This window comes from Brevundimonas sp. SL130 (genome assembly GCF_026625805.1).
Taxonomy (GTDB): domain Bacteria; phylum Pseudomonadota; class Alphaproteobacteria; order Caulobacterales; family Caulobacteraceae; genus Brevundimonas.
This window is the reverse complement of sequence record NZ_CP113064.1, coordinates 3,295,485-3,314,846: the sequence shown is the minus strand read 5'-3', so window position 1 is coordinate 3,314,846 and position 19,362 is coordinate 3,295,485. Positions and strand designations below refer to the sequence as shown.

Annotated in this window: 20 protein-coding genes and 1 pseudogene; 17 read left to right on the top strand and 4 right to left on the bottom strand. The window is 67.5% G+C overall.

Going from position 1 to position 19,362, the window contains the following annotated elements; genetic code table 11:
• Nucleotides 1-27 precede the first annotated feature (27 nt).
• From atpA to OU998_RS16080, 5 genes are all read left to right on the top strand, one after another.
• Nucleotides 28-1,560 (top strand): F0F1 ATP synthase subunit alpha, encoded by a 1,533-nt coding sequence (gene atpA / locus OU998_RS16100; RefSeq protein WP_267514666.1) that lies wholly within the window; start codon nucleotides 28-30, stop codon nucleotides 1,558-1,560.
• Nucleotides 1,561-1,595: 35 nt separating this feature from the next.
• Complete coding sequence (locus OU998_RS16095; protein WP_267514665.1) at nucleotides 1,596-2,474, top strand: F0F1 ATP synthase subunit gamma; 879 nt, start codon at nucleotides 1,596-1,598, stop codon at nucleotides 2,472-2,474.
• A 37-nt stretch (nucleotides 2,475-2,511) separates the two neighbouring features.
• Nucleotides 2,512-4,056: a F0F1 ATP synthase subunit beta gene (atpD, locus tag OU998_RS16090; protein WP_267514664.1), complete on the top strand. Its 1,545-nt coding sequence runs from the start codon at nucleotides 2,512-2,514 to the stop codon at nucleotides 4,054-4,056.
• 2 nt (nucleotides 4,057-4,058) lie between these two features.
• Nucleotides 4,059-4,328, top strand: coding sequence for an ATP synthase F1 subunit epsilon (locus OU998_RS16085; RefSeq protein ID WP_267514663.1), 270 nt, complete (start codon nucleotides 4,059-4,061; stop codon nucleotides 4,326-4,328).
• Nucleotides 4,329-4,554: 226 nt separating this feature from the next.
• Nucleotides 4,555-5,688 carry a serine hydrolase domain-containing protein gene (locus OU998_RS16080; protein WP_267514662.1) on the top strand — a complete coding sequence of 378 codons (1,134 nt, stop codon included), beginning with the start codon at nucleotides 4,555-4,557 and terminating at the stop codon, nucleotides 5,686-5,688.
• On the opposite strand, the gene rarD is transcribed toward OU998_RS16080, so the two are convergent.
• Together rarD and OU998_RS16070 are read right to left on the bottom strand one after the other, a co-directional pair.
• On the bottom strand, nucleotides 5,685-6,605 hold the full coding sequence (gene rarD, locus OU998_RS16075; RefSeq protein WP_267514661.1) for an EamA family transporter RarD: 921 nt from the start codon (nucleotides 6,603-6,605) through the stop codon (nucleotides 5,685-5,687). The two genes, OU998_RS16080 and rarD, sit on opposite strands and share 4 nt — an antisense overlap.
• A gap of 194 nt (nucleotides 6,606-6,799) precedes the next feature.
• Nucleotides 6,800-7,846 (bottom strand): aspartate-semialdehyde dehydrogenase, encoded by a 1,047-nt coding sequence (locus tag OU998_RS16070; RefSeq protein ID WP_267514660.1) that lies wholly within the window; start codon nucleotides 7,844-7,846, stop codon nucleotides 6,800-6,802.
• Nucleotides 7,847-7,986: 140 nt separating this feature from the next.
• On the opposite strand from OU998_RS16070, the gene zapE reads away from it, so the two are divergent.
• From zapE to OU998_RS16055, 3 genes are all read left to right on the top strand, one after another.
• Nucleotides 7,987-9,078 carry a cell division protein ZapE gene (gene zapE, locus OU998_RS16065; protein WP_267514659.1) on the top strand — a complete coding sequence of 364 codons (1,092 nt, stop codon included), beginning with the start codon at nucleotides 7,987-7,989 and terminating at the stop codon, nucleotides 9,076-9,078.
• A 245-nt stretch (nucleotides 9,079-9,323) separates the two neighbouring features.
• Nucleotides 9,324-9,665: a transposase gene (locus OU998_RS16060; protein ID WP_267514658.1), complete on the top strand. Its 342-nt coding sequence runs from the start codon at nucleotides 9,324-9,326 to the stop codon at nucleotides 9,663-9,665.
• A complete protein-coding gene (locus tag OU998_RS16055) occupies nucleotides 9,665-10,282 on the top strand; it encodes an IS5 family transposase (RefSeq protein ID WP_267514657.1) in 618 nt (205 codons plus the stop codon). The genes OU998_RS16060 and OU998_RS16055 overlap by 1 nt, the downstream gene beginning before the upstream one ends.
• 211 nt (nucleotides 10,283-10,493) lie before the next feature.
• On the opposite strand, the gene mdh is transcribed toward OU998_RS16055, so the two are convergent.
• The gene (gene mdh, locus OU998_RS16050; RefSeq protein WP_267514656.1) at nucleotides 10,494-11,456 is read right to left on the bottom strand and encodes a malate dehydrogenase; all 963 of its coding nucleotides are present in this window, start codon (nucleotides 11,454-11,456) and stop codon (nucleotides 10,494-10,496) included.
• A 106-nt stretch (nucleotides 11,457-11,562) separates the two neighbouring features.
• On the opposite strand from mdh, the gene OU998_RS16045 reads away from it, so the two are divergent.
• From OU998_RS16045 to OU998_RS16005, 9 genes are all read left to right on the top strand, one after another.
• Nucleotides 11,563-11,964 carry an HIT domain-containing protein gene (locus OU998_RS16045; RefSeq protein WP_267514655.1) on the top strand — a complete coding sequence of 134 codons (402 nt, stop codon included), beginning with the start codon at nucleotides 11,563-11,565 and terminating at the stop codon, nucleotides 11,962-11,964.
• 197 nt (nucleotides 11,965-12,161) lie between these two features.
• Nucleotides 12,162-13,379: an acyltransferase family protein gene (locus OU998_RS16040; protein ID WP_267514654.1), complete on the top strand. Its 1,218-nt coding sequence runs from the start codon at nucleotides 12,162-12,164 to the stop codon at nucleotides 13,377-13,379.
• A gap of 60 nt (nucleotides 13,380-13,439) precedes the next feature.
• Complete coding sequence (locus OU998_RS16035) at nucleotides 13,440-14,093, top strand: hypothetical protein (protein ID WP_267514653.1); 654 nt, start codon at nucleotides 13,440-13,442, stop codon at nucleotides 14,091-14,093.
• A 3-nt stretch (nucleotides 14,094-14,096) separates the two neighbouring features.
• Complete coding sequence (locus OU998_RS16030) at nucleotides 14,097-14,399, top strand: winged helix-turn-helix domain-containing protein (RefSeq protein WP_267514652.1); 303 nt, start codon at nucleotides 14,097-14,099, stop codon at nucleotides 14,397-14,399.
• On the top strand, nucleotides 14,396-15,199 hold the full coding sequence (gene folP, locus OU998_RS16025) for a dihydropteroate synthase (RefSeq protein ID WP_267514651.1): 804 nt from the start codon (nucleotides 14,396-14,398) through the stop codon (nucleotides 15,197-15,199). The genes OU998_RS16030 and folP overlap by 4 nt, the downstream gene beginning before the upstream one ends.
• Nucleotides 15,200-15,254: 55 nt before the next feature.
• Complete coding sequence (locus tag OU998_RS16020) at nucleotides 15,255-15,599, top strand: DMT family transporter (protein WP_267516829.1); 345 nt, start codon at nucleotides 15,255-15,257, stop codon at nucleotides 15,597-15,599.
• Nucleotides 15,596-16,393: a bifunctional hydroxymethylpyrimidine kinase/phosphomethylpyrimidine kinase gene (gene thiD / locus OU998_RS16015; RefSeq protein ID WP_267514650.1), complete on the top strand. Its 798-nt coding sequence runs from the start codon at nucleotides 15,596-15,598 to the stop codon at nucleotides 16,391-16,393. Before OU998_RS16020 ends, thiD begins: the two co-directional genes overlap by 4 nt.
• A 485-nt stretch (nucleotides 16,394-16,878) precedes the next feature.
• Nucleotides 16,879-17,472: a nucleotidyltransferase family protein gene (locus tag OU998_RS16010; protein WP_267514649.1), complete on the top strand. Its 594-nt coding sequence runs from the start codon at nucleotides 16,879-16,881 to the stop codon at nucleotides 17,470-17,472.
• A 37-nt stretch (nucleotides 17,473-17,509) separates the two neighbouring features.
• Nucleotides 17,510-18,313 (top strand): DUF1295 domain-containing protein, encoded by an 804-nt coding sequence (locus OU998_RS16005; protein WP_267514648.1) that lies wholly within the window; start codon nucleotides 17,510-17,512, stop codon nucleotides 18,311-18,313.
• A 55-nt stretch (nucleotides 18,314-18,368) separates the two neighbouring features.
• Here the strand turns inward: OU998_RS16005 and glk are convergent.
• Nucleotides 18,369-19,349: pseudogene (gene glk / locus OU998_RS16000) on the bottom strand (glucokinase); the annotation flags it as partial.
• Nucleotides 19,350-19,362 lie beyond the last annotated feature (13 nt).

Sequence of the window (19,362 nt, the reverse complement as noted above, 5' to 3'; positions counted from 1 at the left end):
AGAAGACTGAAGAACAGAGAGCCCGTCATGGACATCCGCGCCGCTGAAATCTCGGCCATCCTCAAGTCGCAGATCGCCAACTTCGGCGTCGAAGCCGATGTCTCCGACGTCGGCAGCGTGCTGTCGGTCGGCGACGGCATCGCCCGCATCCACGGTCTGGACAATGTCCAGGCCGGCGAAATGGTCGAGTTCACCAAGGCCGGCGTCAAGGGCATGGCCCTGAACCTGGAACGCGACAACGTGGGCGCCGTGATCTTCGGCGCCGACGCCCAGATCGCCGAGGGCGACGATGTGCGCCGCCTGGGCGAGATCGTGGACGTGCCGGTCGGCAAGGGTCTGCTGGGCCGCGTCGTCAACCCGCTGGGCGAGCCGATCGACGGCAAGGGCCCGATCCAGTTCACCGAGCGCCGCCGCGTCGACGTCAAGGCGCCGGGCATCATCCCGCGCAAGTCGGTTCACGAGCCGATGCAGACCGGCCTGAAGGCCATCGACACCCTGATCCCCGTCGGCCGCGGTCAGCGCGAGCTGATCATCGGCGACCGTCAGGTCGGCAAGACCGCCGTCGCCATCGACGCCATCCTGAACCAGAAGAACGTCAACAAGACCGATGACGAGAGCGCCAAGCTCTATTGCATCTACGTCGCCATCGGCCAGAAGCGTTCGACCGTCGCCCAGATCGTCAAGACCCTCGAAGAGGCCGGGGCGATGGAGTACACCATCGTCGTCGCCGCCACGGCCTCGGAACCGGCCCCGCTGCAGTTCCTGGCGCCCTTCTCCGGCACCGCCATGGGCGAGTTCTTCCGCGACAACGGCATGCACGCCCTGATCGTCTATGACGACCTGTCCAAGCAGGCTGTGGCCTATCGCCAGATGTCCCTGCTGCTGCGCCGCCCGCCGGGCCGCGAAGCCTATCCGGGCGACGTCTTCTACCTGCACAGCCGCCTGCTGGAGCGTTCGGCCAAGCTGAACGAAGACTATGGCTCGGGCTCGATGACCGCCCTGCCGATCATCGAAACCCAGGCGAACGACGTCTCGGCCTATATCCCGACCAATGTGATCTCGATCACCGACGGCCAGATCTTCCTGGAATCGGACCTGTTCTACCAGGGCATCCGCCCGGCCGTGAACGTCGGCATCTCGGTGTCGCGCGTCGGCTCGTCGGCCCAGACCAAGGCGATGAAGAAGGTCGCCGGCACCATCAAGGGCGAGCTGGCCCAGTATCGCGAGATGGCCGCCTTCGCCAAGTTCGGCTCGGACCTGGACGTCTCGACCCAGAAGCTGCTGGCCCGCGGCGCCCGCCTGACCGAGCTGCTGAAGCAGCCGCAGTATTCGCCGCTGGCGATGGAAGAACAGGTCGTCTCGGTCTACGCCGGTACGCGCGGCTATATCGACGGTATCGCCGTCAGCGACGTCGGCCGGTTCGAGAAGGAACTGCTGGCCCGCATCCACGCGAACCACGCCTCGCTGCTGGACGGCATCCGCACCAAGAAGGACCTGACCGCCGACCTCGAGGCCGAGCTGAAGGACATCCTGGCCGCCTTCGTCAAGACTTTCGCCTGAACCCCGCCGGTTAGTTAGAGGAAGAGCAAAGCCGGATGGCCAGCCTCAAGGAAATGCGCAATCGGATCGGAAGCGTGAAAGCCACGCAGAAGATCACGAAGGCCATGCAGATGGTCGCCGCGGCCAAGCTGAAACGCGCCCAGGATCAGGCCGAGAGCGCCCGACCCTATGCGCGCAAGATGGCCTCGGTCATCGCCAACCTGGCCGCCGGCGTCTCGGGCGCCGACGCGCCCAAGCTGCTGGCCGGCACGGGTCAGGACCAGCGTCACCTGATCGTGGTGGCGACGGCGGACAAGGGTCTGGCGGGTGGTTTCTCGACCAACGTCATCCGCGCCGCGCGCGAGCGGATCAACAGCCTGATCGCCAACGGCAAGGATGTGAAGATCATCGCCGTCGGCAAGAAGTCGCGCGATCAGCTGGTCCGTCTGTACGGCGCCAAGGTGGTTCACACCTTCGAGCTGAGCGCCCAGAAGACCATCGGCCTGCCCCTGGCCCAGCCGGTCGCCGAAATGATCGCTACGGCGTTCGAGAACGGCCAGGCCGACGTGGTCACCCTGTTCTACAGCCAGTTCAAATCGGTCATCCAGCAGGTCCCGACCGGCAAGCAGCTGATCCCGGCCGTGGTCGAAGGGGACGCACAGCCCATCGACCTGAACGGCGCGGTCTATGACTACGAGCCCTCGGAAGAGGAAATCCTCGAGACCCTGCTGCCGCGCAACCTGACGACCCAGATCCTGGCCGCCCTGTACGAGAACCAGGCCGGCTTCTTCGGGTCGCAGATGGCGGCGATGGACAACGCCACGCGCAACGCCGGCGACCTCATCAACGCCCTGACGCTGCAGTACAACCGCAAGCGCCAAGCCCAGATCACCACCGAGCTGATCGAGATCATCGCCGGCGCCGAAGCCCTCTGATCCCGACCGAACAGACATTCCGATACGGACCCCAGCCATGACCGACACCGTCGCCAAGAAACCCGCCGCCAAGAAGCCGGCCGCCAAGAAGGCCGCCGCCCCATCATCGGTGGCAGCCGCCCCCGTCTCCGCCATCGCCACGGGCCGTATCGCCCAGGTCATCGGCGCCGTCGTGGACGTCGAGTTCACCGGCCACCTGCCGGCGATCCTGAACGCCCTGCATACGCAGAACATCGACCAGAAGACGGGCGAGCCCTTCACCCTGGTGCTGGAAGTCGCCCAACACCTGGGTGAGAACATGGTCCGCACCATCTCGATGGACACGACCGAAGGCCTGACGCGCGGTCAGCCCGTGTCGGACACGGGTTCGTCGATCCAGGCGCCGGTCGGTCCCGGCACCCTGGGCCGTATCATGAACGTCGTCGGCCAGCCGATCGACGAGCAGGGCCCGATCAAGACCGCCGAATTCCGCCCGATCCACAAGGAGGCGCCCTCGTTCGAGGAGCAGTCCACGTCGTCGGAAATCCTGGTCACGGGCATCAAGGTCATCGACCTGATGTGCCCCTACACCAAGGGCGGCAAGATCGGCCTGTTCGGCGGCGCCGGCGTGGGCAAGACCGTGACCATGCAGGAACTGATCAACAACATCGCCAAGGCGTACGGCGGCTATTCGGTTCTGGCCGGCGTGGGTGAGCGCACCCGCGAAGGCAACGACCTGTATCACGAGATGATCGAGTCCAACGTGAACGTCGATCCGGCCAAGAACGGCGGTTCGACCGAGGGTTCGAAATGCGCCCTGGTCTACGGCCAGATGAACGAGCCTCCCGGCGCCCGCGCCCGCGTCGCCCTGACCGGCCTGTCCATCGCCGAGTATTTCCGCGACGAGGAAGGCAAGGACGTCCTGCTGTTCGTGGACAACATCTTCCGCTTCACCCAGGCCGGTTCCGAAGTGTCGGCTCTGCTGGGTCGTATCCCGTCGGCCGTGGGCTATCAGCCGACGCTGGCGACCGAGATGGGCAACCTGCAAGAGCGGATCACCTCGACCAAGAAGGGTTCGATCACCTCGGTCCAGGCCATCTATGTGCCCGCCGACGACCTGACCGACCCGGCGCCCGCCGCCTCCTTCGCCCACTTGGACGCGACCACGGTTCTGAACCGCGACATCGCCGCCCAGGCCATCTTCCCCGCCGTCGATCCGCTGGACTCGACCTCGCGGATCATGGACCCGCTGGTCATCGGCGAGGAGCACTACAACGTGGCCCGTTCGGTCCAGGAAGTGCTGCAGCAGTACAAGGGCCTGAAGGACATCATCGCCATCCTGGGCATGGACGAGCTGTCGGAAGAGGACAAGCTGATCGTCTCGCGCGCCCGCAAGATCCAGCGCTTCCTGTCGCAGCCCTTCTTCGTGGCCGAACAGTTCACCAACTCGCCCGGCAAGTTCGTCGAGCTGGCCGACACGATCCGCTCGTTCAAGGGCATCGTCGCCGGTGAGTACGACCACCTGCCGGAATCGGCCTTCTACATGGTCGGCCCGATCGAAGAGGCCGTCGCCAAGGCCGAGAAGATGGCGTCGGAAGCCTGATCATGGCCGGCAAGCTGAACTTCTCCCTCGTCTCGCCGGAACGCGAGGTCTTTTCGGGCCTCGTGGACCAGGTGGATGCGCCGGGCGTCGAGGGCGACTTCGGTGTCCTGCCGGACCACGCCCCCTTCATGACCGCCCTGCGTGAGGGTCTGGTGACCGTCTATGTCGGCGGGACCAAGACCCAGTATGACGTCAAGGGCGGCTTCGCCGACGTCAACGGCGAAGGCCTGACCATCCTGGCCGAACAGGCGACCGAGGTCGTCGCGGCCTGATCCTTTCCAAGGGTCGTAAAGATTGAGGCCTCTCGTTTCGGCGGGAGGCCTTTTTCGTGCGGGCGGGCCCCCTCCGTCTCTCCGCTTCGCTCCGAGCCCGCCCCCCCCAGAGGGGGAGGAGCGCAACACCGAAATCCTCCCCCTCTGGGGGAGGTGTCGCCGTAGGCGACGGAGGGGGCGCGACGGCCCTTCCCCCGCAGGTAGGGGGCGGTCTATGAACGCCTCCATGACCGAAGCTCTCGACATCCATGGCGTCTGTGATCCGCGTTTCGCGGCGGTGAAGGACGCTTTCGCCGCCAATTTCACCGAGGCGCCCGAGGGGCTGAATGAGGTGGGGGCGCGGTTCTGTGTGATGATCGAGGGGGCGCCGGTCGTCGATCTGTGGGCGGGGCATGCCGATACGGCGAAGACGGCGCCCTTCGCCGAGGACACCCTGACCCCGGTGTTTTCGACCGGCAAGGCGGTGATGGCCCTGCTGATGGCTACGGCGGTTGAGGCGGGCAAGCTGGCCTATGACGAGAAGGTCTCGCAGATCTGGCCCGCCTTTGGCCAGGCGGGGAAGGACAAGGTCACGGTCGCCCAGCTGATGAGCCACCAGGCGGGCCTGCCCGGCTTTTCCGAGGCGGTGGAGCCGTCGCTGTGGTTCGATCCGGCGGCGGTCAACGCCCGGCTGGCGGCCCAGGCGCCGATGTGGGCGCCGGGTACGGCCTCGGGCTATCATCCGGTCACGGTCGGCTATCTGGCCAATGAGGTGTTCCGCCTGACGACGGGGCGGACCATGGGCCAGGCCCTGCGCGCCGACTTCGCCGATCTGGACCTGTGGATCGGCCTGCCCGAGGACCAGCACGGGCGGGTGGCCCAGATGCGCAAACCCTCGGCGGCGCCCAGCCTGGGGACGGTGGACCCCATCAAACAGGCGGCCTTCCTGGACCGGGGCTCGGCGCCGGGCGGGCGCGGCTCGACCGAATGGCGCAAGATGGAGATCCCCTCGGCCAATATGCACGCCACGGCGGCCGGTCTGGCCCGGATGCTGGGCGTTGTGGCCAATGACGGGATGCTGGACGGGCGGCGGCTGCTGTCGAAAGGCGTGCTGCGCGACCTGACGCGCGAGCGGATCCACGGCCAGGACAAGGTGCTGCCCTATGTGATCAGCTGGGCGGCGGGCCTGATGCGCAACGACGGGCTGAACGTCTTCGGGCCGGGCGAATCCTTCGGCCACTATGGCTGGGGCGGGTCGATGGCCATGGCCGATCCGTCGCGCCGCCTGTCGGCCGCCTATGTGATGACGCGCCAGTCGCCGCACCTGATCGGCGACCCGCGCCCCCGGCGGCTGCTGGAGGCGCTGTACGGGGCGTTCTAGACCGTTTCGGACAGAGCCATGGCGCGTCTTGCGGCGCGCGACCGCTGTGCAGCCCCAAGCGCAAAGACGCCGGCCCCGGCCCAGATGAAGACGAAGGAGACGATCCGCAGCGGGGTCAGGGCCTCGCCCGCCCAGACGCCACAGGCGAACTGGAGCGTGGGGGCCAGGAACTGGATGAAGCCGAGGGTGGACAGGGGCAGGCGCCGCGCCGACCAGGCGAACAGCACCAGGGGAATGACCGTCGCCGGGCCGTTGACCAGGGCCCAGGCCAGACCTGCGGGCGAGGCGAAACCCGTCGCCTGACCGTGCGTGGCCAGCCAGGCCAGGAACAGGGCGCCGATGGGCAGCAGCAACAGACATTCGACGAACAGGCCGGTCTGGGCCGAGGCGGGCACCCGCTTTCGGATCACCGCATAGGCGCAGAAGGTGATGGCCAGGGTCAGGCCGATGATCGGCACATGGCCTAGGGCTATGGTCTGGATCACCACCCCGACCGCGGCCAGGGCGATGGCGACGGCACTCCAGCGGTCGATCCGTTCACGGAACAACACCGCCCCCGCCGCCATGTTCAGCAGCGGATTGATATAATAGCCGAGGCTGGCCTCCAGCGTCGCATGCTGGGTGGTGGCGAAGACGTAGAGGCTCCAGTTGGTGGCGATCATCGCCGCCGACAGGGTCAGCCAGGCCAGGGTGCGCGGCGTGGCCAGCACCCGCCGCGCCTCGCCCCACTGGCCCGCCAGCAGCAGGAACAGGCCCGCCACGAACACCGACCAGACGGCCCGGTGGGCCAGGATCTCGGGCGCGCCGAAGCCATGGGCGGCCATGGCCATGAACAGCAGGGGCAAGAGGCCCCACAGGCTGTAGCAGGCGATGGCGGTGGCGACCGCGCGGGGATCGTTGGGGGTGGGGGCGGTCATGGGGGACTCAACTTCACTTTCGTCATTCTCCGGCAAGCCGCGCCTTCGCGGCGCAGACCGGGGAACCCAGCGGCGCCGAAGGCGAAATCTCCCAGCAGCATGACGGCCGAAATCGTGTCCGCGACAGGTTCGCGCTCACGCGCGCCGCTGGGTCCCCCGGTCGCGCTGCGCGCGCCGGAGGATGACGAAAGAAATTACACCGTGATCGAACGATACCCCGACGACGAGGTGATGACGCCGGTCTCGTCCAGCAGCTGGGCGATCTGGACGGCGTTCAGGGCGGCGCCCTTGCGCAGGTTGTCGGACACGATCCACAGGTTCAGGCCGTTCTCGACGGTCGGATCCTTGCGGATGCGGCTGACATAGACGCCGTGTTCGCCGGCGGCGTCGACGGGGGTGATATAGCCGTCGTGCTCCTGCTTATCGATGACCAGAACGCCCGGCGCCTCGCGCAGGATGGCGCGGGCCTCGTCCGGGGCGATGGGGCGGTCGAACTCGATGTTCACGGCTTCGGAGTGGCCGACGAAGACCGGCACCCGCACGCAGGTGACCGTGACCTTGATGTCGGGGTCCAGCATCTTGTGGGTCTCGTCCGACATCTTCTGCTCCTCGTCGGTCGAGCCGTCCTCGAGGAAGGAACCGATGTAGGGGATGACGTTGAAGGCGATCTGTTTCGGGAACTTCTTCGGACGGGCGTCGCCCAGGCCGTAGATGGCCTTGGTCTGGTTCCACAGCTCGTCCATGCCTTCCTTGCCGGCGCCGGACACCGACTGATAGGTCGAGACCACCACCCGTTTGATCTTGGCCGCGTCGTGCAGGGGCTTCAGCGCCGTAACCAGCTGAATGGTCGAGCAGTTGGGGTTGGCGATGATGTTCTTCTTCTTGGCGTCCTTGACCGCGTCGGGGTTCACCTCGGGCACGATCAGGGGCACGTCGGCGTCCTTGCGGAAGGCCGAGGAGTTGTCGATCACGATGGGGCCAGCCTTGCCGATCTTCTCGGACCAGGCGCGCGAGACTTCGCCGCCGGCCGACATCAGGACCAGATCGACCTTGGAGAAGTCGAACTGTTCGATGTCCTGGCATTTGATGGTCTTGTCGCCGAACGAGACCTCGACCCCCTTGGACTTGCGCGAGGCGATGGCGTGGATTTCATCGACGGGGAATTCCAGCTCCTCGAGGATGTTCAGCATTTCGCGGCCCACATTGCCCGTGGCCCCGACGATCGCGACGCGATAACCCATATTTCTTGTCCTTCGGACGCGCTACCGCTCGGCCCTCGGGACCTCGCTGCTTGAGCGCATTGTAGTGATGGCCCTGCAAATAGGCGTTCGCAGCCGCGAAGCAATCGCTTTTCGGCCGGTGGGGCCTTATGTGGGGGCTCATGACCTCCCGCATCCGAAACGCCTACGACATCCGCGTGGAAGAGGGCGTGCTGACGCCCGATCCGGCCCAGGCCTCCGTCATTGTCGCCCTGGAGCGGCTGGAGGTCGATCTGGCTAAACGGGGCCTGTTTGGGCGCGCCCCCGAGGTGAAGGGGATCTATCTGTGGGGACCGCCGGGACGGGGCAAGTCCATGCTGATGGACCTGTTCTATTCCGCAACGCCCGAGCCCCGGAAAACGCGCGCCCATTTCCACGCCTTCATGGCCCGGATCCACGACCTGGTGCGCCAGTGGCGCGAGGGGGATGCGAAGACCCGCAAGGCCGTGTTCGGGACGCACAAGGGCGACGATCCCATTCCCCCCATCGCCAAGCTGATCGCGTCCGAAGCCCGGCTGCTGTGTTTCGACGAGCTTCAGGTAACGGACATCGCCGACGCCATGATCCTGGGCCGGCTGTTCGAGGCTCTGTTCGAGGATAAGGTGGTGCTGGCCATCACCTCGAACCGGGCGCCCGAGGACCTTTACAAGAACGGCATCAACCGCCAGCTGTTCGTCCCTTTCATCGACATCCTCCGCGACCGGTGCGCCGTGGTCGAGACGGCGGGGGCGCGCGACTGGCGGCTGGACCGGCTGAGTTCGGCCCAGGTCTGGCATACGCCGGACGACCGCGCCGGGTTCGAAGACCTGTGGCGCGAGCTGAAGGGGGGCGAGCCGGAAGAACCGGCGCATCTGACCGTCCTGGGGCGCGATGTCGTGGTGGAGCGGACGGTGGGGTCGATGGCGCGGGCCAGCTTTGCGGACCTGTGCGGCCGGCCGCTGGGGCCGCAGGACTATCTGGCCATCGCCGAACGGTTCCACACCCTGTTCCTGGAGGAGGTGCCGATCCTGAGTTCGGCCAACCACCACGAGGCGCGCCGCCTGGTGACCCTGGTGGACGCCCTGTACGAGGCCAAGACCAAGCTGATCGTCCTGGCCGCCGCCCGGCCCGAGGCCCTCTATACCGAAGGGGTGGGGGCGTTCGAGTTCGAACGGACGGTGTCGCGGTTCAACGAGATGCAGAGCAAGGACTGGCTGGCTCACGTGCGGGAGTAGATCCCTCTCCCAGCGGGAGAGGGCTTGAGCGCCCGAGAGCGTAGCGATCGGGTTTCGCGCGAAAGGGTGAGGGGCAAGGGGGTGCGAACTGGCCCACCGGCGGTCCCCTCATCCGGCCCTGCGGGCCACCTTCTCCCCACGGAGACCTCTGCGAAACATTTGGGGTGTTGCGGGGATGTGATTCCCAGCGGGGCGGGGTCGTGATTCTCTATCTGTGACGGGATCCGTAGAAGCGAGGGGCGGTTATGGCCGATCAGCAGTTGAGCTTGGCTGAGACGTTGGTCGATCCGAGATTGGGGACGAACGCGCGACTGGACGCCATTGGCAAGGTGATCGACTGGGCCCCGCTGGAGAAGCTGGCCGAGCAGGTCCATGCGGGCAGGTTGGGGCGCAAGCCCTACCGGGCCAGCGCGATGATCCGGGCTTTGTATCTGCAGATGCTCTACGGCCTTTCGGACCCGGGCTTGGAAGAGGCGCTGACCGATCGCCTGTCGTTCCGGCGCTTCTGCGGGCTGGGCCTGGATGAGGCGACGCCGGACGAGACGACGATCTGCCGGTTCCGCCTGACGGCGGCCAGGAAGGGGTGATGCAGGCCTGTTTCGAGGAGGTGAACCGCCAGTTGGACGCGCGGGGCCTGATCGTTCGCAGCGGCACGCTGATGGACGCCACCCTGCTGGCGGCGGCGTCGCGCAAGCCCGACATCAAGCAGGGCGCGGGCGCGGGGCTGGAGCGCGAACCCGGGGCCAGCTGGACGCGCAAGAACGGCAAGAGCCACTTTGGCTATCGGCTGCACGTGGCCACCGACCAGGGCTTCAACCTGATCCGGGCCGTGGTGCTGACCCCGGCCCATGTCGGCGAGAGCCTGGTGGCCGAGACGCTGATCCAGGGCGACGAGAAGGCGGTCTATGCCGACAAGGGCTACGAGCACAAAGGACGGCGCGCCCGATTGAAGGCACGCGGGTGCAAGGATCGCATCTGCCACCGCTCGCACAAGCACCAGAAGGCCTTGCCCTACTGGCAGACCCAGAGGAACAAGCTGATCGCCAAGCGCCGGGCCGTGGTCGAGCAGGTGTTCGGAACTGCCCGGCGGGTGTTCGGCTACGCCCGCGCCCGATCAACCAGCTTCGCCGTGAACCTCGCCGACATCTTCCGTCTGGCCACAGTGTTCAACCTACGCCGCGTCGCAGGATTGCCGGCGACCTGACAGCCGAGTTGCGTCCAACGCCCAGCCAAGGCCGCCGACAACGCCCCAACAGGCGATCAACATCGCCTGTCCGACAGACCCGTGACCTCGGCGACGAGACCCTCCCAGTCAAATGCCTCATTCCGCAGAGGTCTCCCACGGGAGAAGGAAGAAAGAAAAAAGGCCTGCGGAGCGATCCGCAGGCCCTTCGTCATTCGATCTGGATGATCGCCTAAGCCAGCGAGGCGTCGATATCCTTGCAGGCTTGCAGCAGGCCCTGGACCGAGGCGACGGACTTTTCGAACATCGCCTTTTCGTCGTCGTTGGTGGTGAACTCGATCACCTTTTCGACGCCGGCGGCGCCGATCATGGCCGGGACGCCGACATAGAGGTCCGACAGGCCGTATTCGCCCGACAGCCAGACGGCGCAGGGCAGGACGCGCTTCTGGTCCAGCAGGTAGGACTTGGCCATCGCAATCGCGCTTTCGGCCGGGGCGTAGAAGGCCGAGCCGGTCTTCAGCAGGGCCACGATCTCGCCGCCGCCCTTGCGGGTGCGGTCGACGATGGCGTCCAGCTCGTCCTGCGACAGGAAGCCGGCCGCGACCGCGTCGGGCAGGGGCAGGCCGCCGACGGTGGAGTGGCGCACCATCGGCACCATGTCGTCGCCGTGACCGCCCAAGGTCCAGGCGTGGATGTCCTGAACCGAGACGCCGGTCTTTTCAGCCAGGAAGTAGGCGAAGCGCGCCGAGTCGAGCACGCCGGCCATGCCGACGACCTTCTCCTTGGGCAGGCCCGAGAACTTCTGCAGGGCCCAGACCATGGCGTCGAGCGGGTTGGTGATGCAGATGACGAAGGCGTTGGGGGCGTGGGCCTTGATGCCCTCGCCGACGGCCTTCATGACCTTCAGGTTGATGCCGATCAGGTCGTCGCGGCTCATGCCCGGCTTGCGCGGCACGCCGGCGGTGACGATGCAGACGTCGGCGCCCGCGATGTCGGCGTAGTCGTTGGCGCCCTTCAGGGCCACGTCCGAGCCGAAGACGGCGGTGGCCTCGGCGATGTCCAGCGCCTTGCCCTGGGGGGTGCCTTCAGCGATGTCGAACAGGATCACGTCGCCCAGCGCTTCGCGCGCGGCCACGTGGGCCAGGGTGCCGCCGATCATGCCGGCGCCGATGAGGGCGATCTTCGCGCGAGCCATGGATGTCTCCGTTTATTGCGTGTGCGAATGGGGATTAATCGTGCGGGCGGTCTAGACCCGCAAAGGCGGCGCTGCAAGGCTGGCTGACGCGCCTTCAGGAGCCCCGATGACCGACTTTCGTCCAGACCCCGCCTTCGAAGCCGGCTCCGTCGCCGCCGCGGAATGGCCGTTGTGCCATGTGCGGCTTCAGGACGACGCCCGCTTCCCCTGGCTGATCCTGATCCCGCGCGTCGCGGGAGCGGTGGAGCTGGAGGATCTGAGCGTCGAACAGCGGGGCGCGCTGATGGAAGAGACGGTGCGGGCGGGCCAACTGGTCCGACGGCTGGGCGCGGTCGAAAAGCTGAACGTGGGGGCCATCGGCAATGTGACGGCGCAGTTGCATGTTCATATGGTCGGCCGCCGCCGCGACGACGGTCTGTGGCCCGATCCGGTCTGGGGGCGGGGGCCTGCGGTTCCGTATACGGCGGATGAGCGGGCGCGGCTGCTGGCGGTGATCGTGGGGGCTTAGGCTCTCAAACCCCACCCGTCATCCTCGCCCTCGCGGCGCCCCGTCCCCAAAAACTAAACCGGACAGCGGCGCCGCAAGGCCCTGGGATGAGGATCGGAAAGTGACGATGAGGGGGGAGAGGGGAGAAAGCTGATGAACTAGTTTGCAAAACAGACTAGTCTGTGGGATATGGCTTTCACCATCAGGGAGGAGGTCTCATGTCGGCATCTGAAATCGAGCGGTCCGAGCGCCTGCACGGGCTGGACGCCTTGAGGGGCGGGGCCCTGTTGCTGGGGGTGGTGGTGCACGCCAGCCTGTCCTTCTTTCCGCAGCAGATCTGGATCGTGGCGGACGACAGCCGTTCGATCTGGGCGGCGGGGCTGTTCTTCGCCATCCACCTGTTCCGGATGACGGCCTTCTTTCTGATCGCCGGCCTGTTCGCCCATCTGATGCTGGCGCGCCGCGGTTGGCGGGGCTTCGCCAAGGATCGCGCGGCTCGCATCGCCGGGCCGCTGGCGGTCTTCTGGCTGCCGGTGTTGGCGGGGATCATCGTCGCCCTGGTGTGGAACGCCCACGTCAACGGCCTGGTCACGCCCGGCGCCCCGCCGCCGCCGCCGCCGACCCATGACTGGACCAATTTCCCGCTGACCCATCTGTGGTTCCTGTATCTGCTCAGCCTGTTCTGCATCGCGGCCCTGGTGCTGAGGGCGCCCTTCGCCGCCCTGGATCGGGCCGGAGGCTGGGGGCGCGGAGTCGATCGCCTCACCGGGGTTCTGATCGGCTGGCAGACGCCCTTCATCCTGGCCGCCCCGCTGGCGCTGGCCTTCTGGCTGGACCCCAAGTGGATCGCCTTCTTCGCCGTGCCGACGCCGGATACCGGACTGGTTCCGCATACAGCCGCCCTCGTCGGCTTCGGCGGCGCCTTTGTCCTGGGCTTCCTGCTGGACCGCCGTCGCGACCTGCTGGAGCGGCTCGCCGGCTTCTGGCCGGTCTATCTGATCCTGGCGGTGGTCGCGGGCGTGTGGTCATGGCGGCTGGCGGGCGGACCCAGCCTTGAGCCCATGGCCGATCCGACCCCGGCCAAGGCGGTCGCCGCCGCCGTGGTCGCCGTCGCCGTCTATGCCTCGGCCCTGGCGGCGACCGGCCTGTGCCTGCGCTTCCTGTCCGGATACAGCTCCGTCCGGCGCTACTTCGCCGACGCCTCCTACTGGGTCTACATCCTGCACCTGCCGCTGGTCATGCTGGCCCAGGTCTGGGTGCAGGACTGGGACGCGCCCTGGCCGGCCAAGCTGGCGGGGGTGTCGCTGGGGGTGCTGGCCGTCTGTCTGGCGACCTATGAACTGCTGATCCGCCATAGCTTCATGGGCCGCTGGCTGAACGGACGCCGGGTTCCCTGGCGGCGCAGCCCCGCGCCCGTCCTGTCTCCCGCCGAATAGCTTGCCAACCCCGGCCGCCGCGTCCATCCGAGTGACGCGCCCGCCGCAGAGGAATCATCGATGATCGACACGTCCCGCAGCACGCCCGAGGCCGACCTGGCCTTCCTCCGTTCAATCGTCCAGGGCGGGGGCGATCCGCGCGCGACCCTGACCATGGGGGTCATGTATCTGGCCGGCGGCCTGTTGTACGGGCTTCAGTGCCTGGTCCACATCGGCCAGTCCCTGGGCATCGTCCGCTGGTCGGGGCCGGTCAGCCTGGCCTTCGTCGCCGGGATCACCGTCGCCTTTCTGGTGGTGATGGTCTGGGCCATCCGCGAAGACCGCAAGCGACCCAAGGCCAGCCCCATCGTGACCCGGACCTTGAACGCGGCCTTCAGCGGGGCGGGCATGGCCAATCTGGCCATCATCATCGTCTTCGGTTTCGGCGCGGCGCGGGACGAGGATTTCGCCGTCTGGCTCTATTACCCGGCCATGATCTTCGCCCTTCAGTCAGCGGCCTGGTACGTGGCCTGGACCCTGAAGAAGAAGGGCTGGATGCTGGCGGCGTCGCTGGGCGGGTGGGCGACGGCGGTGGCGCTGGGCCTGCTGGTGCGCCAGCCGCTGATCTATCTGTATGTCGCCACGGCGGCGCTGTTCCTGCTGTTCGCGGGGCCGGGTTGGATCATTACCCGCGAGTCGCTGAAGAAGCGCACCGTCGATGCGGACGCCGGCTGACCCATGGGGCTGAACGACCTGGGGCGGATCGACGAGGTCATCCACGGCCGCATGCGGCTGGGGATCATGGTCTATCTGGCCGATGCGGAGGCGGCCGACTTCACCGAGCTGAAGACGGTGCTGGAGGCGACGCAGGGTAATCTGTCGGTCCATATCAAGAAGCTGGAGGAGGCCGGCTATGTCGCCGTGGCCAAGAGTTTCGTGAACAACAAGCCCCTGACCCGGGTGTCGATCACGCCTGAGGGGCGCAAGGCCTTCGCGGCCTATCTGGACGCGCTGGGCGGGCTGATCGGGAGGCCGGGATGACGGTTCAGGTCATGGGCATCGTCAACGTCACGCCCGACAGCTTCTCCGACGGGGGGCGGTGGGCGTCGACGCAGGCGGCTGTGGACCAGGCGATGCGGCTGGTCGAGCAGGGGGCGGAGGTGCTGGACATTGGGGGCGAGAGCACTCGGCCGGGGGCGGAGCCGGTGGGCGAGGCCGAGGAGATCGACCGGGTCGCGCCGGTGATCGCTGCGGTTCGCGCGCGGTGGGCCGGCCTGATCAGCGTGGATACGATGAAGCCGGCGGTGGCTCGGGCCGCCGTGGCGGCGGGGGCGGCCATGTGGAACGACGTGACGGCCCTGACCCATGCGTCCGACAGCCTGGCGGTTGCGGCCGAGCTGGGGTGCGAGGTGGTGCTGATGCACATGAGGGGGGAACCCCGGACCATGCAGGCCGATCCCCGCTATGACGAGGTGGTGGGCGAGGTGGTCGCCTATCTGCGCGAGCGGGCCGAGGCGGCGGTGGCGGCGGGGGTGGCGCGTGAGCGGATCTGGCTGGATCCGGGCATTGGGTTCGGCAAGACGCTGGACCACAATATGGCGCTGACGGCGCGGCTGGGCGCGCTGGTCGAGCTGGGCTTCCCGGTGCTGTACGCCGCCAGCCGCAAGCGGACGGTCCAAGCGGTTGATGCGACGGCGGTGGAGGCGACCGACCGGCTGGGCGGCTCGCTGGCCCTGGCGCTGGAGGGGGCGCGGCGCGGGGCGCGGATGGTGCGGGTCCATGATGTGCGCGAGACGGTTCAGGCGCTGAAGCTTCAGGCGGCGGTGGCGGCGGCGGAGTGATCCGCTTGCCTGCTCCATGCTTGCTCCGATGAGCCGACTGGGCCATCTGGTCGGCATGTCCTGGATCCTGTCGATCAATCCGTGGGTGACGCTGGTCGTCGCCGGTCTGCTGGAAGTGCTGTGGGCGTCCGGCCTCAAGAACGTCAGCCTGCAAAGGCCGCTGACCTCGCTGGGCGTGCTGGTCGCGCTGGCGGCCAGCATGGTCCTGCTGTGGGTGGCGACGCAGAAGCTGCCGATCGGCACGGCCTATGTGATCTGGACCGGGATCGGGGCGGTGGGCGCGGCCCTGGTCGGGATCGTCGTCTATGGCGAGCCGGCGACGGCGGTGCGGGCGGTGTGCATCCTGCTGATCGTGGCGGGGATCGTGGGCCTGAAGTTGTTCTCGGGGGCGCAGGCATGAGTCTTCATCGGGGCAGGGTCTTGATCCTGGCGGGGTCGGACAGCGGCGGCGGCGCGGGCGTCCAGGCCGACATCAAGGCGGTGACGATGATGGGCGGGTTCGCCGCCACGGCGATCACGGCGATCACGGTGCAGAACACCCTGGGGGTTCATGGGGTCCACCCCCTGCCGCTGGACCTGATCGCGGCCCAGGCGCGGGCGGTGCTGGAGGATATAGGGACCGATGCGGTCAAGACCGGCATGCTGGGCTCGGTCGAGGTGGTCGAGACGGTGGCGGCCCTGCTGGACGAGGCCAAGGCCCCGGCGGTGGTCGATCCGGTCATGGTGGCCAAGGGCGGCCATCCGCTATTGCCCGATGCGGCGGTCGAGGCGGTCCGGACCCTGATGATCCCGCGCGCGGCCCTGCTGACCCCCAATGCGCCCGAGGCCGAGGCCCTGACCGGGCTGGCGGTGCGCGACATCGACGGTCAGAGGCGGGCGGGCGAGGCCCTGCTGAAACTGGGCGCCCGGGCCGTGCTGATGAAGGGCGGTCATGTGGACGGGCCGACGGTGATCGACCTGTTGATGACGGCCGACGGGGAGACGGTGCTGGAAGCCGAACGGATCGACACCCGCCACACCCACGGCACCGGCTGCACCCTGGCCAGCGCGTGCGCGGCGGGCCTGGCCCTGGGCCGGCCGCTGGAGGTCGCGGTGGCGGAAGCCTGGGCCTATGTTGGCGAGGCCATCCGGCGGGCGCCCGGCCTGGGCGGCGGGCATGGGCCGCTGGATCACGGCTGGCCGGTGCGGGGCTAGGGGCGAATGGCGTGGCGCTAAAATAGGGCGCCATTTGCGCCACGTCTCGTAAGTGGCTGTGTTGGAAGCGAAAATCTCATAGCCGAAATGGCACTGTGCCACCTGGCGGCTTGTATGGGTATCTGGCGATGTCAAAGACCGAGCCGCCATTGTAAGCGGGGCTGAATGGGCGCCGGGTATTTCGTCGAACAAATACGCAAGTCTCTGAATTGCTAAAGGCTTATCTCGGAAATTGTGCGCGTAGGGGCCGGTCGGTGGTCTCATAGCTGGCCGGTGCGGCGCAGGCTTTGCACCAAGTATCGTCATCCTCGCCCCTGTGGCGAGGATCCATACGCCCGGTGTTTCCACGCAGTGCGCCGTCGTCGATACCGGGCGTATGGATCCCAGGGACAAGCCCTGGGATGACGGGGGTAGGGTGGCGCGCATCTGTGGATGACGGCGCGCGAGGTCTCCCGCTGAACGGATCGGGAGGCTAAGGCGTGGGGATGAGCGACGCCCTGAGCCCCAAATTAGCTGAAAGACTGATCGAAATCGTCCGCGCCGATCCCGGCCTGATGCACGTCTTGCGGACGGTGCGGGCGCTGGATCTGCCCGACTGGCGGCTGGTGTCGGGCGCCGTCTATCAGGCGGTGTGGAACGCCAGGACGGGACGGCCGTCGGGATACGGGATCAAGGATTACGACCTGGCCTATTTCGACGGGTCGGACCTGTCGTACGAGGCCGAGGACGTGGTGATCAAACAGGTCGCCGCCGCCTTCGACGAACCCTTCCGCAGCCAGGTCGAGGTCCGCAATCAGGCGCGGGTGCACCTGTGGTTCCAGAACCGGTTCGGCGAGCCCTATGAACCGTTGCACGCGACCGACGAAGCCCTGGGCCGGTTCGTGGCCCCCACCTTCGCCGTCGGGGTGCGGCTGGAAGCGGACGACACGATCACCGTGGCGGCGCCGTTCGGTCTGGAGGATGTGTTCGCCATGGTCGTGCGGCCGAACCCGAACCGGCCGCTGGCCAAGGGCTGGGTCAAGACTGTCGAGAATGCGCGGGGGCGGTGGCCGGAGCTGACGGTGGTTGAACCGGCCTAGGCGCCATCCATCGCTGGACCGCCGCCGTATCAGGCCCATGACCCTGACCGACATCCTCATCCTGCTGGGACTGAACCTGGCCCTGATCGTCGCCGTGATGCTCGGCCTATGGCGGGTCGCGCTGAAGCTGAAGGACGTCAGTTTCATCGATGCGGTCTGGCCGTTGGGCATGTTGTTGCTGGCCCTGGCGACCCTGCCGCGCGCCGAGGGCGATCCGGCGCGCAAGGCGCTGCTGGTGGGGCTGTGCGCGGTCTGGGCGTTGCGGCTGGGCTGGCATCTGTTCCGCCGCTGGCGGGCCAGCGGGGCGGATGGGCGGTATGTGCAGATCGTCGAGGATCAGGAAAAGTCCCACGGCTGGTCGTTTGGCAAGACGGCGCTGTTGTTCGTGTTTCTGCCCCAGGCCGTGCTGGCCTGGCTGACGTCGCTGCCGGTGCAGTTGGGGCAGGTCGCCCCTCAGCCGGGGCTGGGCGTCGTCGCCGGGGTCGGGGCGTTGCTGGCGGTGGTCGGGATTGTATTCGAGAGCGTCGGCGACGCCCAGTTGGCGGCGTTCAAGCGCGATCCGGCCAACAAGGGCAGGGTGCTGGACACCGGCCTGTGGCGCTATACGCGGCATCCGAACTATTTCGGCGACGCCTGCGTCTGGTGGGGGCTGTGGCTGATCGCGGCCGAGACGGGCGTGGGTCTGTGGTCGATCGCCGGGCCGATCTTCCTGACCTTCACCCTGACGCGCTGGTCGGGGATCGGGATTACCGAGAAGGCGATCAACAGGTCGCGGCCGGGGTATGCGGACTATGTGAAACGGACCAGCGCCTTCGTGCCGTGGCCGCCGAAGACCGGGTGAGGCGCGAAAAGCCCCCGCCGCGAACGACGGGGGCTGATGCGGGCCAAGGTCTGCCTCAGCCCTCGGATTCGGCGAAGGCGACCCGCGCGGCGCCCAGAAGCGCGGCGTGTTTGTGCATGATCACCTTGGTCGGGATTTCGGACATATAGTCCTTGAACCGGCCCTTGCGCTCGAACCTCTGGCGGAAGGGGCTGGTCTTGATGAAGGGCAGGATGCGCGGGACGATGCCGCCGGCGATATAGACGCCGCCGCGCGCGCCCGTGGTCAGGGCGATGTCGCCGGCCACGGCGCCCAGGATGGCGCAGAAGCGGGCCAGGGTCGCGCCGCACGGGCTGTTGGGATCGGCCAGGGCGTCCTTGGTGATCTCGGCCGGATCCTCGATATGGGTCTCGCGTCCGTCGATTTCGGCCAGGGCGCGGTGCATGTTCAGCAGGCCGGGGCCGCAGATCAGGCGTTCGATGGAGACGCGGTCATAGCGGCGGCGCAGGATGCGCAGGATCTCGTCCTCGACCGGATCGCCGGGAGGGAAACAGGCGTGGCCGCCTTCCGACGGCATGGCCATTTCCTTGCCGTGGGCGTCGCGGATCAGGGCCGAGACGCCGAAGCCGGTGCCCGGACCCAGGACCGCCACGGTGGCGTGGGGGTCGCCGTCTACGGGGCCGCCCAGGCTTTCCAGCTGGTCTTCCGGCACCACGGGGGCGCCCCAGGCCAGGGCCTCGAAATCGTTGATCAGCTTGACGGGTTTCAGACCCAGGGTCTGAAGCTCGGCCTCGGACACGCGCCAGGGCGAGTTGGTCAGGTCGATCTCGCCGTCCGTGACCGGACCGGCCACGGCGATGACGCCGCCGGTCGGCTTGACTTCGCAGCCGTCGATGAAGGCGGCGACGCCTTCCAGGAAGGTCGGATAGGTCTCGGCCGGGAAGCTTTCGTGGTGGTCCAGTACGGGACGGCCGTCCACCATGCGGGCGACGGCGAAGCGCGCATTGGTGCCGCCGACGTCTCCGACGAGAAGGGTCTTGTCAGTCATAAAGTCTTTCCTGCGGGTCGGT